We start from the raw sequence: 15296 nt of genomic DNA, 5'->3' as shown, positions 1-15296 counted from the left end.
TGGATGCCCCCGCCGGATCAGTCCGCGTTGTACTTCGGCGAGCGCGGGCCGTACAGGATGCCGCCGGGCTGTCCGGCCGTCAGCAGGCGGCTGGTCGTGACACCCGCGACGGTGTGACCGGCATCGGTGGCGCTGTTGATAATCTGCTTGACCGCCGCCGCGATCAGCATGCCGACCAGGCCGCCGCCCGAGCTGTTGCCGCCCTCGTTGCTCGACGCCGAAGCGGAGCCCGTCCACAGCTGCGTGCCGGTCTTCAGGTCGACCAGCTTGGCCTTCGCCGTCACCACGGTGGCGCTGTCGATCACGTAGTACTTGGTGCCGTAGCTGGTGATGTCGATGTACAGCGCGGCGTCCGCACCGAAGATCTCCTTGAGCTTGGCCGGCGCCACCGCGTGCATTTCGCCTGGCTGGGTGATGCCGTTCTGCTTGAACGTCTCGTCGACCAGGGTCACCGGCAGCACGTAGTAGCCGGCCTCGGCCAGCGGATACGTGGCCTGCGACAGCACGCTATAGGTCGCCTGCACTTCGGGCGATTCGTTCTGCGGCGGCAGCACGAGGATGGTGCGCGGACGCGCCTGCTTGAACGCGGCGTAGTCGATCTGCTTCGGCGCGGCACAGCCGGTGGCGAGCGCGGCGACGGCCGCCAGCGGAAGCAGCCGCGAGAGCAGCGTGCGAGAAAACGGCGTGCGGGAAAACAGCGTCTTCATTTACTTGACCTCCGCCTTGTTGCCGCCGGCGTCGGCCTTCTTCTGCGGACGCTTGATATTGCGCAGCAGGAAGTCGACATAGGTGCCCGACTCCGGGAACAGCGCCTTTTCGGTCTGGAATTCGCGCACCATTTCGTCGTCCTTGCCGAGATCGGCGTACAGCAGCCCCAGATGGGCGTGGTAGCCGGGCGGCGGCAGCTTGCCGGCGGCCTTGATCTTCTCGAGATCGCGCTCGAGCACGATCACCTGCTCCTGCTTCGGCTCGCCCTTGAAGTAGTTGTAGACCTGGGGCTGATACCCCTCCCACTGGTACAGCGTGTTCTGGCTGGCGCAGCCGGCAAGCAGCGCGCCACACGCCGCGGCCGCCAATGCCAGCCGCGACGTTTGCAACGTCGTTTTCATGACCCGTTCCTCGAAGAGGTGTTATTGGATGGCGGGCTTCCAGGCTCCGCTCTCGATACCGCCGACCAGCTTGGTGACCGCCTCGCGCATCGCAAGGTCGAGCACCTTGCCGTTCAGCGTCGAGTCGTAGCTCTGCGTGCCGCCGAAGCCGATGATCTCGCGGCTCGACAGCTCGTATTCGCCGGCGCCCTGGGTCGAGTAGACGACTTCGGACGTGCTGATATTGACCACGTTCAGCGCGACCTTGGCGTAGGCGACCTGCGACTTGCCACGGCCAAGCAGGCCGAACAGCTGGCGATCGCCGACTTCCTTGCGGCCGAATTCGGTCACGTCCCCGGTGATCACATAGTCGGCGCCCTTCAGGTTCTGCTGCTGCTTCTTGATGCCGGCTTCGCGCTTGATCTCTTCCATGTTGTCGCGGTCGAGCACGTTGAAGCGGCCGGTCTGCTGCAGATGGGTGATCAGGATGGTCTTGGCCTGGCCGCCGAGGCGGTCCACGCCATCGGAGAACACACCGCGCATGTAGCTGGAGCGGTTGTCGAACTTGCCGACCGCGATCGGTGCGCGCACGCCCTGGTACGGGCGGCTGGCGCTTTCGACCTGCTGCACGGGCAAGGCCCGCGACGATTCCGTGGCGCATCCCCCTGCGGCGAGCAGCGCGAGCATCCCGATCAGGGAAACTGCATGGACTTTCTTCACTACCTGTTCTCCTGGTTGAACGACATAGAGCGACATGCGCCGAAGGCCTGCATGCAGGCAAGCCGGGGCCTGCGTGCGGCTCGGGCGGACGTCCCCGAGGAGTTTACGGTGCCGCCCTACGAAAGTTGACACTTCGGCACGTCACTCCCCTCGTCAGTAGGGCAAGAGGCAACAAAAAAGCCTGCAAACGGCGGTGCCGCATGCAGGCTTCCTGGTGGTGCGACGGGCGGCGCCCGCAGGCGCGCCGCCGCGCTCAGATCTCGACCTTGGTCCCCAGCTCCACCACCCGGTTGGCCGGGATGCGGAAGAAATCCGACGGCTTGGCGCCGTTCTGATGCATCCACGCGAACAGCGTCTCGCGCCACATCGGCATGCCGGGCAGGCGCGACGGGATCACCGATTCCCGGGCGATGAAGAACGAGGTCTCCATCAGCTCGAATTCCATGTTCAGCTTGCGCTTGGACAGATCGAGCACCTTGTGCACGTCGGGGGTTTCCTTGAAGCCGTATTCGGACTTCAGGATAAAGACGCCGCCGCCGAGGTCCTTGCAGCTGAGCCGGTGATCGTCGTCGACATACGGAATGTCGCGCGTGACGAAGCTCAGGAACACCACGCGCTCATGCAGCACGCGGTTGTGCTTCAGGTTGTGCAGCAGCGACACCGGCACGAATTCGGTGTTGCCGGTCAGGAAGACCGCGGTGCCCTCGACGCGGTGCGGCGGATGGGCCAGCAGCCCGGCCATGAAAGGCTCCAGCGGAATGCCCTCCTCCAGGCTGCGCGCGCGCAGCAGCTTGCGGCCGCCGTACCAGGTCATCAGCAGGAAGAAGGCGGCGCTGCCCAGCAGCAGCGGGAACCAGCCGCCCTCGGCAATCTTGAGCAGGTTGGCCGAGAAGAACGACAGGTCGATCACCAGGAAGGCCGCGCCCGCGGCGGCGACCACCGCTGGCGGCCATTTCCACACATGGCGCATCACGACGATCGACAGCAGCGTGGTGATCACCATCGTGGTGGTTACCGCGATGCCGTAGGCGGCGGCCAGGTTCTCCGACTTCTTGAAGGCCAGCACCACCAGTACCACGGCCACCAGCAACACCCAGTTGATCACCGGCAGATAGATCTGGCCGATCTCGGCTTCCGAGGTGTAGCGGATGCGCATGCGCGGGATGAAACCGAGCTGGATCGCCTGGCTGGTCAGCGAGAACGCGCCCGAAATCACCGCCTGCGACGCGATCACCGCGGCGCAGGTGGCCAGCAGCACCATCGGGATCAGCAGCAGCTCGGGCACCATCAGGTAGAACGGATTGCGCACCGCGCTGGGGTCGCCCAGCAGCATCGCGCCCTGGCCGAAGTAGTTCAGCATCAGGCAGGGCATCACGATCGCGAACCAACCGCGGCGGATCGGCGCGGGACCGAAATGACCCATGTCGATGTACAGCGCCTCGGCGCCGGTCAGCACCAGGAACACCGCGCCGAGCACGATGAAGGCCTGCAGCGAATGCTCGAGCAGGAAGCGCACCCCGTACACCGGGTTGATCGCGGCGAGAATGGCCGGCGACTCGATCAGGTGATAGATGCCCAGCGCGCCGAGCGACAGGAACCACGCCACCATGATCGGCCCGAACAGCTTGCCCACCGAGGAGGTACCGCGCCGCTGCAGCAGGAACAGCACCAGCAGGATCGCCAGGGTGATCGGGATCACGTAGTGCGACAGTGCCGGCGTCGCGATCTCGATGCCCTCGACCGCCGACAGCACCGAGATGGCCGGCGTGATCACCGCATCGCCGTAGAACATGCAGGCGCCGAAGATGCCCAGCATCATCAGCAGCTTGGCCCGGCGCGAGCGCGGTGCGGCGCTGCGCAGCGCCAGCGCCATCAGCGCCAGCACGCCACCCTCGCCGTCGTTGTCCGCGCGCATCACGAACACCACGTACTTGATCGACACCACCAGGATCATTGCCCAGAACAGCAGCGAGATCACGCCCATCACGGCTTCGGGACTGAACGGAATGCCATGCTCGGCGCTGAAGCACTCCTTCAGGGCATACAGGGGACTGGTGCCGATATCGCCGAAGACGACACCGATCGCCGCGAGTACCAGCATGCGCATGCTGGGCGTCTCGACGAAGTAATGGCTCGTGGTGGGTTGTGTCATGGATTCGCAGCGGGAGGCCCGTCATGCCGCGGCCGGCCGCATCGTTCGAGAATTTTTTTGCAATGCACAATCGGGCGCCATTCTAGTGGAAACGGGCCGGCAGCGTCATCAGGAATCTTTTTGGGACCGTTCCGAGGCTCTTCCGGAGCCGTTTCGGCACGCGCTGCGGTTCGAGCGCGACAACGTCGCTGGCCGGCGATCGCCCTCCCCAGGAACGCAAGGATGCGAGCGAAGCAGCGCTCGGTCAACCCTTGGGTGTGGCGCGCCCGCCATAGAAAAACGGCGCGACAAGCGGTATTCGCGCCGTTCCATGTCTGCTATGTCTTCTACGAGTTCGCCGATATCACCGCGCTGGATCAAGGCACCGAATGCGGACGAACTTCGAGGCGCTCAGACGCCGAGATACCGCTCGAGCAGGCCCGGCGTGGCCGCCAGTTCGGCCGCCGCGCCACTTGCCGCGACCAGTCCCTTCTCGAGCACCACCACGCGGTCGGCCTGCGCCAGCACCGCGCGATAGTTGCGGTCGACCACCACGGTCGAAATGCCGGTGGCCCGCACCGCGGCGATCACGTCCCAGATCTCGCGGACGATCTTCGGTGCCAGTCCTTCGGTCGCCTCGTCGAGGATCAGGCAGTCGGGATTGGTCATCAGCGCGCGGCCGATCGACAGCATCTGCTGCTCGCCGCCCGAAAGCTGCTGGCCGCCATGGTCGAGCCGCTCCTTCAGACGCGGGAACAAGTCGAGCACCCTCGCCTCGTCCCAGTCGTTACGCCCGTTGCAGCCCTTGCGCGCGGCCATCAGCAGATTCTCGCGCACCGACAGGTTCGGAAAGATGCCGCGGCCCTCCGGCACGTAAGCGACGCCGAGGCGCGCGACATCGTAGGGCCGCGCGCGCGAGACGTCGCGGCCGGCGACGACGATGGTGCCGGCGCGCTGCGTGACGTGGCCCAGCAAGGTCCGCAGCAGCGTGCTCTTGCCCATGCCGTTGCGCCCCAGCAGGCCGACGGTTTCGCCGGCGTCGACGCGGAAGTCGACACCGCGCAGCACATGGCTGGTGCCATACCAGGCCTGCACGCCGGTGGCTTCGATCATCGGCTTCACGCTGCGCACTCCTTGCGCGTGCCGGCGGCCGCGCCTGCGCCATGGGGATGGGAATCGGCGTCGGCCGCGACATCGGCAAGCTCGCCCGCGCCTTCGTCGTCGCCCAGGTAGGCTTGTTGCACCTCTCGGTTCGCGCGAATCGCGGCCGGCTCCCCCGAGGCGATCACCACGCCGTTGACCATCACGGTGATGCGGTCTGCCACCGCGAACACCGCATCCATGTCGTGCTCGACCAGCAGGATCGCATGGCCCTCGCGCAGATCGCGCAGCAGCGACAGCATCCGCGCCGATTCCTCGGCACCCATGCCGGCCAGCGGCTCGTCGAGCAGCAGCGCGACCGGCTGTGTGGCCAGGCACATCGCCACCTCCAGCTGGCGCTTCTGCCCGTGCGACAGCGCCATCGCCGGCAGCGCCGCGCAGTCCGCCAGACCGGCCCTTTCCATCGCCTCGTCGCCAAGCGCGCGCGCGGTGCGGCACGATTGCGCGCTTTCCCACAGGCGCCAGGCACGCTGCGCGCGCGACTGCGCCGCCAGCCGGCAGTTCTCGCGCACGCTCAGCGGTGCGAACACGTTGTTGCGCTGATAGCTGCGTCCGACGCCGGCGCAGGCCAGCCGCGGCTGCGGCCAGCCGGTGACGTCGGTGCCGTGCAGGAACAGCTGGCCCGCGGTCGGCGCAAGTTCGCCCGACAGCAGATTGATCAGCGTCGATTTGCCGGCGCCGTTGGTGCCGATCACGGCGTGGATCTGATGCAGGTCCAGCGCCAGATCGACGCCGGACACCGCGGTCAGGCCGCCGAAGCGGCGCGTCAGTCCGGCCGCGCGCAGCACCGGTTCGTTGCCATGGCGCGCGTTCATCGCCGCTCTCCTCGCATGCCAACCCCGCGGCGATCCGCGCCACCACCGAGCCGGCGGCGCAGCAATGCCGCCAATCCGACCAGCCCGCCCGGCAGCAGCGCCACCGCGCCAATGATGAAGCCGCCCATCAGCAGCTGCCAGTGCTTGGTCAGCGTGCTGAACCATTCGGCCAGCAGCACGAACGAGAACGCACCGATCACCGCGCCGGCGAGGCTGCCGACGCCGCCCAGGATCACCATCAGCATCGCGTTGCCCGACTGGTGCCACGACGCGATCTCCGGATTGACGAAGCCGAACTGGATCGCATACAGATAGCCGGCCAGCCCCGCAAAGGCGCCGCCGGCGACAAAGGCGCCGAGCTGGTAGCGGTAGGTGGCGAAGCCCGCCGCGCGCATGCGTTGCTCGTTGTGGCGGATGCCGATCAGCGCATGGCCGAAGCGCGAACGCAGCACCATCGCCAGCGCCGCCACCGTGAAGATCAGCGCGCCCAGCACCAGCCAGTAGAAATGCACGGGATCGTCGATGCCCAGCGGCCGCGCGCCGAACACGCCGAACTCGGGCCGGAAATAGATGTAGGTGCCGTCGCTGCCGCCGGCGATCTTGGTGTCGTGGAAGATGAAATAGACCATCTGCGCGAACGCCAGCGTGACCATGATGAAGTAGATGCCCCGCGTGCGCAGCACCAGCATGCCGACCAGCAACGCCAGCACCGCCGCCGCGGCAACCGCCGCCACCAGCAGCCACCAGCCATTGCCGGGCTCGGACTGCGGCGCCAGCATCGCGGTCGCATAGGCCGCGGTGGCGAAGTACGCGGCATGGCCCAGGCTGACCAGGCCCGTATAGCCGATCAGCAGCTGCAGCGACAGCGCGAAGATCGCCATGATCATCACCTTGCTGAGCAGGTCGATGTAGAACTTGTTGCCCTCGCCGCCGAGTGCCAGCGGCAGCGCGGCCAGCGCCGCGAAGGCGATCGCCCACGCCAGCGTGGTCCAGCGCAGGCTGGCGCGCCGCTGCAGGTCGAAGGCCGCGCCGATGTCGGCGCCGAGGTTGGTCGGAGGTGTCGATGCCATCGCGCTAGCCCGCCTTGAACAGGCCCTGGGGTTTCCAGAGCAGAATGATCGCCATCAGCAGGTAGACCAGCACGCCGGCCGCCTCCTGCCAGAACACCTTGCCGAAGGTATCGACGAAGCCGAGCAGCAGCGCGGCGACCATCGCACCCTTGACCGAGCCGATGCCGCCGATCACCACCACGACGAAACAGACGATCAGCACCTGGCTGCCCATGCCGGGATAGACCGACGAGACCGGCGCGGCGATCATGCCGGCGAGCACCGCCAGCGCGACGCCGAGCGCGAACACCAGCCGGTACAGCCGGCCGATATTGACGCCCAGCGACTGCACCATCTCGCGATTGCTGGCGCCCGCGCGGATCGTCATGCCCAGCCGCGTGCGGCGGATCACGTAGTACATCGCCGCGGCCACCAGCAGGCACACCGCCGAGATGAACAGCCGGTAGACCGGATAGGTCATCTCGTTGCCGATCGGCAGCGCGCCGTCGAGCAGCGGCGGCACCGGCACGCCATGCACGTCGTCGCCGACCAGGATGCTGCGCATCTCCTCGAACACCAGGATCAGCCCATAGGTCATCAGCACCTGCTGCAGGTGATCGCGTTCGTACAGATAGCTGAAGAACACCCACTCGAGCAGATAGCCGAACGCGACCGCCAGCACGATGCCCAGCGGCAGCGCGATGAACAGGCTGCCGGTCATGCTCGCCAGCGTGAAGGCCAGGTAGGCCCCCAGCATGTAGAAGCTGCCGTGGGCGAGATTGATCACGCCCATGATGCCGAAGATCAGCGTCAGGCCGCTGGCGACCAGGAACAGCAGCAGACCGTACTGCACGCTGTTCAGGCACTGGATCAGGAAGGAGACGAAGTCCATGCGAGGCGATCGGTCGTTGACGAGGCCGCGGCCGGCAAGCGCCGGCATGCCGCGGCCGGTGACGCGCGCAAGGCGCAGGCGATGGGCGTTGGCGGCCTCGCGTTACAGGCGGCAGCCGCGCGCGGGATCGGCAAGCGCCTTGACCGCGATGCCGGCGACCTTGTTCTCGCGGCCCTCGACCTTGCGCAGATAGAAGTCCTGCACCGGGTTATGGGCACGCGACAGCGTGAAGGTGCCGCGCGGGCTGTCGATGCGCGCGGCGGCGATGGCCTTGTAGACGTCCGCCTTGCGGCTCATGTCGCCCTTGACGGCGGCGGCGCCGGCGGCCAGCATCTGCGCCGCGTCGTAGCCCTGCACCGCGTAGACATCGGGCTGCAGCTTGTAAGCCTTCGCGTAATTGAGCCGGAACTGCTTGTCGCGCGGATTCTGCAGGCCGTCGGCGTAGTGCAGCGTGGTCTCCAGGCCCTGCGCCGCGGTACCCTGCGCCTCGAGCGTGCCGTCGGTCAGGAAGCCCGATGCATAGAGCGGAATCTTGTCCTTCAGGCCCGCCGCGGCCCAGTCCTTGACGAACTTGACGGCGCCGCCGCCGGCGAAGAAGACGAATACCGCATCGGGCTTGAGCGACGCGATCTCGGTGATCTGCGCCTGGAATTCGACGTTCGGGAACGGCAGGCTCAGTTCCTTGACGATCTTGCCGCCCTTGGCCTCGAACGCCTCCTTGAAGCCGCGCACCGACTGCTCGCCCGCCGCGTACTTCCACGTCAGCGTGACGACCCGCTTCATGCCGCGTTCGGCCACCACCTGCCCCATCGCATAGCCGGGCTGCCAGTTCGAGAACGACGAGCGGAAGATATTGGGCCCGCACAGCGGACCGGTAGCCTCGTCGGCGCCCGCGTTCGGAATGATCAGCAGCGTGTTGCTTTCCTTGGCCACCTTGACGATGCCCATCTGCACGCCCGAGTGCACGGTGCCGATCACCACGTCGACCTGGTCGCGCTTGACCAGCTTGTTGGCGTTCTCCGGCGCCTTGGCCGGATCCGATTCGTCGTCGACCTTGAAGAATTCGACCTCGCGCCCGCCCAGCCGGCCGCCCTGCTCCTGCACGTACATGCGGAAACCGTTCTCGATCGCCGTGCCGAGCGCCGCATAGGTGCCGGTGTAGGGCAGCATGAAGCCGACCTTGATCTTGCCGGCGGCCGCCGATGGCGCGGGCTGCGCCGCGGCGGTGCCCGCCAGCGTCAGCGCCAGCGCGGCGGCGGCAACACAGGTCGGCGCCAGGCGGCGCGAGATGAAGCGATGCATGGATGTCTCCTCCTGGTGGTTCAAGCGGTTCGCTCGCTCGACGGTGCGGCGGCGCCGGCTGCCGAGGCGGTGCGGCGCCAAATTATTTTAGGTTTGAAGTTTTCGCCGTTATAAACCCGGCCATGGATGGCGTCAATGCAGTGGAACCCGGCGCCGGCCCTGCCTGGCTTGCCCCGGCCACCGGCTCGCGCCCGAGTGTAATGACGCGTGGGCCTCGGGGATATCGCGGCTTACCCTGTCTCATGACGTGGATGGCGAAGGGATGGCGCCCGCCGTGTCCGACGCGCCCGCCGCGTCCGACGCGGCATCGCGCGCCTGTTGCTCCCGCTGCCGCAGGCGGAAGCGCTGGATCTTGCCGGTGGCGGTCTTGGGCAGCTCGGCCACGCATTCGATCCGGCGCGGGTACTTGTACGGCGCCAGGCTGCTCTTGACGAAGGCCTGCAGCTCGGCCTCCATGCCTTCGTGCCAGGCATGGCCCGGCCGCAGCACCACGTAGGCCTTGGGCTTGACCAGGCGATCGGCATCCTCGACGCCGATCACGGCGGCCTCCAGTACCGCCGGATGCCGCGCCAGCGCCGCCTCGACCTCGAACGGCGACACGTAGATGCCGCCGACCTTCAGCATGTCGTCGCTGCGCCCGGCATAGACGTAATAGCCGGCGGCATCGCACAGATACTTGTCGCCGCTGCGGGTCCATTCGCCGACGAATGTATCGCGGGTCTTGTCGCGATTGCCCCAGTACATCAGCGCGGCAGATGGGCCCTTGATAAACAGATCGCCGATCTCGCCCGCGGCGCAGGGCCGGCCGGCGTCGTCCAGCAGTTTCAGTTCGTAGCCGGGCACGGGCTTCCCTGTGGTGCCGTAGCGCACGTCGCCGGGACGATTCGACAGGAAGATATGCAGCATCTCGGTCGAGCCGATGCCGTCGAGGATGTCGCAGCCGAAATGGGCGCGGAACCGTTCGCCGATATCGCGCGGCAAGGCCTCGCCGGCCGAGGTGCAGACGCGCAGCGCGACCGCCTCGCGCGACGGCAGGTCAGGCGCGGCCAGCATGCCGGCGAACAGCGTCGGCACGCCGCAGAACACCGTCGGCCGCTGTTCGGTCAGGCGGCGGAATACCGCCTGCGGCGTCGGGCGCTCCGCCATCAGCACCGTGGTGGCGCCGACCGACAGCGGAAAGGTCAAGGCGTTGCCGAGCCCGTAGGCGAAGAACAGCTTGGCGGCGGAGAACACCACGTCGTCCTCGCGCAGGCCCAGCACCTGGCGGGCATACAGATCGGCGGTATGGAACAGGTTGCCGTGGGTATGGACGGTTCCCTTCGGCCGTCCGGTCGAACCGGACGAATAGAGCCAGAACGCCATGTGGTCGGGCCCCGTTGCGGCAGCGTGCGCGAGCGGCGTACCGCTGCCCGCCAGGCCCGCCACGGTCGCCGCCGCCGGCTCCTCGCCTAGCGGTAGCTGCCCATCGGCGGGCAGCGGCGCCGCGACGATCCACAGCGGTTCGACCCCGGCGCGCTGCGCCGCCTCGCGCAAGGCCGGCAACAGCGGCGCGGAGACCACCACGGCGCGCGCGCCGCTGTGCTCCAGCATGTAGGCGTAGTCATCCACCGTCAGCAGCGTATTGACCGCCACCGGTACCACCCCGGCCAGCAGGGAGCCCAGAAACGCTACCGGAAAATCGATCGTGTCGAGCGCGCACAGCAGCAGCCGCTCCTCGGGCCGCACGCCGGCCGCCAGCAGCGCGCCGGCGAAGCCCCGGCTGCGCGCATCCAGCTCGGCAAAGGTCAGCGTGGCGGCGTCGTCGCGATAGGCCAGCTTGTCGCCCCGGCCGGCATCCAGATTGCGCGACAGCAGATCGGCGGCGGCGTTGTAACGCGCCGGCAAAGCGGTCGAGGACGTCATGTCTCACTCCTTGGGCGGCCCGAGGGCGGCCTCTTGTCGGCCGTTGGCGCGTGCGCCGGCGCCGGTTGTGGAGCGCTGATGTGGCGCTGATGTGTCGCTGATGTGGCGCTGGTCTGGCAGCTGTGTGGCGGCTTGGCTGCAGCACCTTGTCGTTGTTGATGCATTTTATTGCACATCGACTAAGATGCAAGCTCAGGAATGCACTATATGGCAGTGAAACAGGCTCGGGGTCTACCCGGAGTTTGCGATTCGTGTGCCCTATAATGCCGCACCCAGCGCCCGTCGCTGCCCTTCCATCGAACCCATGTCCGAGATGCGCCGCGCCACCGAAGCTACTGCGCCCTTGTCCGACGCCGAGCCCCGCCAGCCCGGCGAGCGCGATCCGTATCTGACCCAGCTGGGCGAGCGCATCCGTTCGCTGCGCGCGGCCCGCGGCATGTCGCGCAAGGATCTGGCGCGCGGCGCCGGCGTCTCCGAGCGCTATCTCGCCAATCTCGAAACGGGTACCGGCAATGCCTCCGTGCTGCTGCTGCGCCAGGTGGCGGCCGCACTCAACGTGCCGCTGCCGGTGGTGCTGGCCGAGGCCGATGGCGGCAACGGCGCGCGCGCCGCCGAGTTCGGCCAGCTGCTGCAATGGCTGGCGCAACTGCCGCCGGCCGATCTGGCGCGCGTGCGCGAGGCCTGCCGCAATGCGCTGGCGCCGTCGGCGCCGTTCGACGCCCGCCATCAGCGGATCGCGCTGATCGGCCTGCGCGGCGCCGGCAAATCGACGCTGGGCCGGGCATTGGCCGCCGCGCGCGAGCTGCCATTCGTCGAGCTGAACGGCGCGATCGAACAGGAGGCCGGCGCGACGCTGTCGGAAATCCATTCGCTGTACGGCCAGGCCGCCTACCGCCGCTACGAGTTGCGCGCGCTCGAGCGCGTGCTGCGCGAACACGAGCGGCTGGTGCTGGCGACGCCGGGCAGCCTGGTGTCGGAGCCGGCCACCTTCAATCTGCTGCTGGCCAACTGCTACACGGTCTGGGTCAAGACCTCGCCCGAGGAGCACATGGCGCGCGTGGTCGCGCAGGGCGATATGCGGCCGATGCAGGGCAACAGCGAGGCCATGGCCGATCTGCGCCGCATCCTGCAGGCGCGCACCCCGCTCTACTCGCGGGCCGACGCCATCATCGACACCAGCGGCCAGAGTCTCGACGCCTCGCTGCAGGCGCTGCAGACGGTGCTGCAGGACGCCGGCGCCTGATTCCTGGTCGCTCCGGCCGTGCGAGGCCTTCCCCGGCCGGGATCGCACTCTATTTCATCGCCGGTGGCGGCCCTGCCGGCAAGTCGTTTCGGCCTGTCCCGGGCAGCCCGGGAACGGCTTGCGAACGCCGGCTGTCGAACCGGCGTACGCAAGGAATCCCGGCAAACGTGGTTTTCCTGCTTCCCTTGCGAAACAAGTGGCCTATAATGTTTCCAAGGAAACAGGAGCATGGCGATGCAGACCAAGCAACTTCGGCAGCAGCTTCCCGCCGGCGCCCCGGATGCCGGGGCGACCCTGACCAAGGCCGTGATGCGCGCGGCCGGCTTCCTCGGAATCAGCCAGGCCGTGGTCGCCAGCGTGCTCGGCATCAGCACGGCCTCCGTCTCGCGCATGGCTTCGGGCCATTACGTACTGGACAACCACCGCAAGGAATGGGAGTTCGGCGTGCTGTTCGTGCGACTGTTCCGCTCCCTCGACGCCATCCTCGGACATGGCGACCAGGCCCGGCTGTGGCTGGCCAATGACAACCTCGCGCTGGGCGGCAAGCCGCTCGAACTGATCCGCACTACCGAAGGCCTCGTTCGTGTCGTTCACTACCTGGACGCCACCCGCGGTCGCATCTGAGCGCAAGCCGTTTGCGCTCACGTTGTGGCGGGCGGTGGAAGCCCAGCATGTGGTTTCCACGATGCCGCTGGTCGACAGCCTCGAAGAGCAGGCTGTGCTGGAAGCCGTGCTCGATGCCGGCAAGCCGGCAGTCCCCTCCTACGCCCGCCATCTTCACTATCTGCTGTTCACGCCGTTCCGCTATCCGCCGTCGCCGTGGGGCTCGCGCTTTCGCGCGGCCCACGATCCCGGCGTGTTCTATGGCGCGGACGAGATCCGCACCGCCTGCGCGGAACTGGGCTACTGGCGCTGGCGCTTCCTGCGCGACAGCCCCGCGCTGCCGCGCATCGATGCGCGCGCGCAGACGTTGTTCCAGGTCGGCGTGCGTACCGAAGGCGTTGCGCTGGACGAGGCGCCGTTCGCACGCGACGCCGCGCAATGGCAGGACCCGGTGCACTACGACGGCTGCCAGGCCTTTGCCCGTGTCGCGCGCGAGGCCGGACTCGGGCTGATCCGCTACCGCTCGGTGCGCGATCCCGGCCAGGGCCACTGCGCCGCAGTGCTGACGCCGCTGGCCTTCTCCGCGCCGGCGCCGCTGGTCACCACCACCTGGATGCTGACGGTGCGGCCCGACCGCGTGATCTGGCAACGGGACGATCTGCTGCAACGCGAGAATTTCGAGTTCGAGGCGGCGATGTGGGAACGCCCGAACGGCAATGCGGCGCCCGTGACCGCTTGAAATGCGGCACGCGATACTTTGGTCAAAGCTGCTGTTGCATTGCGAAAGCGTTTGCCATATAATCACTTCTTCGACGGACGCGGGGTGGAGCAGTCTGGCAGCTCGTCGGGCTCATAACCCGAAGGTCGCAGGTTCAAATCCTGCCCCCGCAACCAACCGATCGAAGCCGGCGACAGCGTCGCAAGAATCCACCGCCCCCGAGGCGGTTTTTTTACGCCCTTCGCTTGCCCCTCGCCCTCAAGGTCCTGCCCCCTCGGGCACGTTACCGCCGGCGCCCTTGCCGCAAGCGGCTCAGGCGTATTGCGCGAGCCCGTGGCCCAATGACCAGGCCTCCTTCGCCACCTCGACCAGGCTGACGAACACATCCTCCGGCCGGATACCGGGGCGATCGCCGAGCAAGTCGGCGGTGCGCCGGAACAGCGCCTTCTTCTGCTCCAACGTGCGCGTGTTGTTGGCCGTGATCTGGATGAAGACCAGGTCGTCGCTGCGCGCGACGCCGAGATAGGACGCGCCATAGCGAAAGTTCGCCGGCTCATGCTCGGTGATGGTCATGAATTGATCGTCTTCGGGCACATTGAACGTTTCCCGCAGTGCGCGATAGACGCTATCGAAGATGGCCTGGCGATACGCGTCCGGCTTTCCGGCACGCATCGCGATATGGACGAGCGGCATGGCGGCTCCCCGGTGGTTTCGTGCTGCCATCCTATTTATTTCGCTATGCTATGGACAGTTATTTCATCGATAAGAGATTGAAATGAAGAGCCGGCCTCTGGATCTCGATGCCGTCCAGGCCTTTGTCCGCATCGCCGAGCTTGGCAGCTTCACGCTGGCCGCCGAAGCGATGCAAACCACGCAGGCCGCGGTCAGCCTGAAACTGAAACGGCTGGAAGACAGGCTGGGCTTCCGGCTGATCGAGCGCACGCCCCGCTACGTCGAGCTTTCCGCGAGCGGAGCGGCGTTTCTGGAACACGCCCGCGAACTGCTGGAAGCGCACGATCGCGCGTTGTCTGTTCTGGCCGGCGGGCGCCAGCGGCTGACCATCGGCATCAGCGACCATGTCGCCGGGCCCGAGCTGCCCACGCTGATCGCCCGCATGAATGCCCAGGATCCGGAGTTGCTGATCGAGATCCGCATCGGTTCGTCGGGCGAACTGCTGCAGAGCTTCGACCGCCGCGAACTCGATACGGTGATCGTCCGGCTGCATGCGGGGCGCAGCGACGGGCAAGTGCTGGCCGAAGAGAAATTCGGCTGGTTCGCCGCTCCGGGCTGGCAGCATCGGGCAGACGAGCCGCTGCCGCTTGCCACGCTGGCCGAGCCGTGCGGCGTGCGCGCGATGGCGGCGCAGTGCCTCGATGCGGCAGCCGTGCCCTGGCAGGAGATCTTTGTCGGCGGCGGCGTCGCGGCCGTGGGCGCGGCGGTGATGGCGGGGCTGGGCGTGGCAGCGCTGGCGCCGCGCATGCTTCCGTTCGGCGCGCTCGAGGTAGGCGCCCGCCTGGGTTTGCCCGAGTTGCCGCGTTTGCCGATCGTGCTGCATTCGCGCGTCAGGGACGGCCGGCCGCGGGATGCGCTGGCCGCGCTCGGTGCCGCGTTCCGCAGCGCGGTGCGCGGCTAGGCTGCCTGTGCGGCGCCGTCGTTCGGGATCGCCCTGACG

15 protein-coding genes and 1 tRNA gene are annotated in these 15296 nt (G+C 67.5%); 5 read left to right on the top strand and 11 right to left on the bottom strand.

The window, feature by feature from the left end; genetic code table 11:
* Positions 1–17: 17 nt before the first annotated feature.
* The 10 genes from M1D55_RS16075 to M1D55_RS16030 form a co-directional block, all read right to left on the bottom strand.
* A complete protein-coding gene (locus tag M1D55_RS16075) occupies positions 18–707 on the bottom strand; it encodes a DUF799 domain-containing protein (protein WP_456282579.1) in 690 nt (229 codons plus the stop codon).
* Positions 708–1109: a DUF4810 domain-containing protein gene (locus M1D55_RS16070; RefSeq protein ID WP_456282578.1), complete on the bottom strand. Its 402-nt coding sequence runs from the start codon at positions 1107–1109 to the stop codon at positions 708–710.
* Between the two features lie 21 nt (positions 1110–1130).
* On the bottom strand, positions 1131–1775 hold the full coding sequence (locus M1D55_RS16065) for a CsgG/HfaB family protein (RefSeq protein ID WP_456282716.1): 645 nt from the start codon (positions 1773–1775) through the stop codon (positions 1131–1133).
* A 286-nt stretch (positions 1776–2061) separates the two neighbouring features.
* Positions 2062–3960 (bottom strand): potassium transporter Kup, encoded by a 1899-nt coding sequence (locus tag M1D55_RS16060; RefSeq protein WP_456282577.1) that lies wholly within the window; start codon positions 3958–3960, stop codon positions 2062–2064.
* Positions 3961–4350: 390 nt separating this feature from the next.
* Positions 4351–5052: an ABC transporter ATP-binding protein gene (locus tag M1D55_RS16055; protein WP_043437435.1), complete on the bottom strand. Its 702-nt coding sequence runs from the start codon at positions 5050–5052 to the stop codon at positions 4351–4353.
* A 5-nt stretch (positions 5053–5057) separates the two neighbouring features.
* Complete coding sequence (locus M1D55_RS16050) at positions 5058–5915, bottom strand: ABC transporter ATP-binding protein (RefSeq protein WP_456282576.1); 858 nt, start codon at positions 5913–5915, stop codon at positions 5058–5060.
* Complete coding sequence (locus M1D55_RS16045) at positions 5912–6985, bottom strand: branched-chain amino acid ABC transporter permease (protein ID WP_006575834.1); 1074 nt, start codon at positions 6983–6985, stop codon at positions 5912–5914. The genes M1D55_RS16050 and M1D55_RS16045 overlap by 4 nt, the downstream gene beginning before the upstream one ends.
* A gap of 4 nt (positions 6986–6989) precedes the next feature.
* Complete coding sequence (locus M1D55_RS16040; protein WP_064573315.1) at positions 6990–7856, bottom strand: branched-chain amino acid ABC transporter permease; 867 nt, start codon at positions 7854–7856, stop codon at positions 6990–6992.
* Between the two features lie 102 nt (positions 7857–7958).
* Positions 7959–9158 (bottom strand): ABC transporter substrate-binding protein, encoded by a 1200-nt coding sequence (locus tag M1D55_RS16035; protein WP_064573313.1) that lies wholly within the window; start codon positions 9156–9158, stop codon positions 7959–7961.
* Positions 9159–9398: 240 nt separating this feature from the next.
* Positions 9399–11060, bottom strand: coding sequence for a benzoate-CoA ligase family protein (locus M1D55_RS16030; protein ID WP_456282575.1), 1662 nt, complete (start codon positions 11058–11060; stop codon positions 9399–9401).
* A 313-nt stretch (positions 11061–11373) separates the two neighbouring features.
* Between M1D55_RS16030 and M1D55_RS16025 the strand changes: the two genes are divergently transcribed.
* From M1D55_RS16025 to M1D55_RS16010, 4 genes are all read left to right on the top strand, one after another.
* The gene (locus tag M1D55_RS16025) at positions 11374–12303 is read left to right on the top strand and encodes a helix-turn-helix transcriptional regulator (protein WP_043439160.1); all 930 of its coding nucleotides are present in this window, start codon (positions 11374–11376) and stop codon (positions 12301–12303) included.
* Positions 12304–12531: 228 nt separating this feature from the next.
* Complete coding sequence (locus tag M1D55_RS16020) at positions 12532–12927, top strand: antitoxin Xre/MbcA/ParS toxin-binding domain-containing protein (RefSeq protein WP_370639503.1); 396 nt, start codon at positions 12532–12534, stop codon at positions 12925–12927.
* Entirely contained in the window at positions 12887–13645 is a 759-nt protein-coding gene (locus M1D55_RS16015; protein WP_023264174.1) for an RES family NAD+ phosphorylase, read from the top strand. The genes M1D55_RS16020 and M1D55_RS16015 overlap by 41 nt, the downstream gene beginning before the upstream one ends.
* A 78-nt stretch (positions 13646–13723) precedes the next feature.
* A tRNA-Met gene (locus M1D55_RS16010) sits at positions 13724–13800 on the top strand.
* A gap of 136 nt (positions 13801–13936) precedes the next feature.
* Here the strand turns inward: M1D55_RS16010 and M1D55_RS16005 are convergent.
* A complete protein-coding gene (locus M1D55_RS16005; RefSeq protein WP_456282574.1) occupies positions 13937–14317 on the bottom strand; it encodes a tautomerase family protein in 381 nt (126 codons plus the stop codon).
* A gap of 82 nt (positions 14318–14399) precedes the next feature.
* Between M1D55_RS16005 and M1D55_RS16000 the strand changes: the two genes are divergently transcribed.
* On the top strand, positions 14400–15257 hold the full coding sequence (locus M1D55_RS16000; protein ID WP_456282573.1) for a LysR family transcriptional regulator: 858 nt from the start codon (positions 14400–14402) through the stop codon (positions 15255–15257).
* Positions 15258–15296: the final 39 nt, after the last annotated feature.

This window comes from Cupriavidus sp. JZ107 (genome assembly GCF_053903255.1).
This window is presented reverse-complemented; position numbering and strand designations above follow the sequence as displayed.

Bases quoted from the DNA above. Each gene is read 5' to 3' on its own strand.
- M1D55_RS16065 (WP_456282716.1), bottom strand. From the start codon at position 1,775: ATGCTCGCGCTGCTCGCCGCAGGGGGATGCGCCACGGAATCGTCGCGG.
- M1D55_RS16045 (WP_006575834.1), bottom strand. From the start codon at position 6,985: ATGGCATCGACACCTCCGACCAACCTCGGCGCCGACATCGGCGCGGCC.
- M1D55_RS16060 (WP_456282577.1), bottom strand. From the start codon at position 3,960: ATGACACAACCCACCACGAGCCATTACTTCGTCGAGACGCCCAGCATG.
- M1D55_RS16040 (WP_064573315.1), bottom strand. From the start codon at position 7,856: ATGGACTTCGTCTCCTTCCTGATCCAGTGCCTGAACAGCGTGCAGTAC.
- M1D55_RS16025 (WP_043439160.1), top strand. From the start codon at position 11,374: ATGCGCCGCGCCACCGAAGCTACTGCGCCCTTGTCCGACGCCGAGCCC.
- M1D55_RS16000 (WP_456282573.1), top strand. From the start codon at position 14,400: ATGAAGAGCCGGCCTCTGGATCTCGATGCCGTCCAGGCCTTTGTCCGC.
- M1D55_RS16020 (WP_370639503.1), top strand. From the start codon at position 12,532: ATGGCGATGCAGACCAAGCAACTTCGGCAGCAGCTTCCCGCCGGCGCC.
- M1D55_RS16030 (WP_456282575.1), bottom strand. From the start codon at position 11,060: ATGACGTCCTCGACCGCTTTGCCGGCGCGTTACAACGCCGCCGCCGAT.
- M1D55_RS16035 (WP_064573313.1), bottom strand. From the start codon at position 9,158: ATGCATCGCTTCATCTCGCGCCGCCTGGCGCCGACCTGTGTTGCCGCC.
- M1D55_RS16070 (WP_456282578.1), bottom strand. From the start codon at position 1,109: ATGAAAACGACGTTGCAAACGTCGCGGCTGGCATTGGCGGCCGCGGCG.
- M1D55_RS16075 (WP_456282579.1), bottom strand. From the start codon at position 707: ATGAAGACGCTGTTTTCCCGCACGCCGTTTTCTCGCACGCTGCTCTCG.
- M1D55_RS16050 (WP_456282576.1), bottom strand. From the start codon at position 5,915: ATGAACGCGCGCCATGGCAACGAACCGGTGCTGCGCGCGGCCGGACTG.
- M1D55_RS16055 (WP_043437435.1), bottom strand. From the start codon at position 5,052: ATGATCGAAGCCACCGGCGTGCAGGCCTGGTATGGCACCAGCCATGTG.
- M1D55_RS16005 (WP_456282574.1), bottom strand. From the start codon at position 14,317: ATGCCGCTCGTCCATATCGCGATGCGTGCCGGAAAGCCGGACGCGTAT.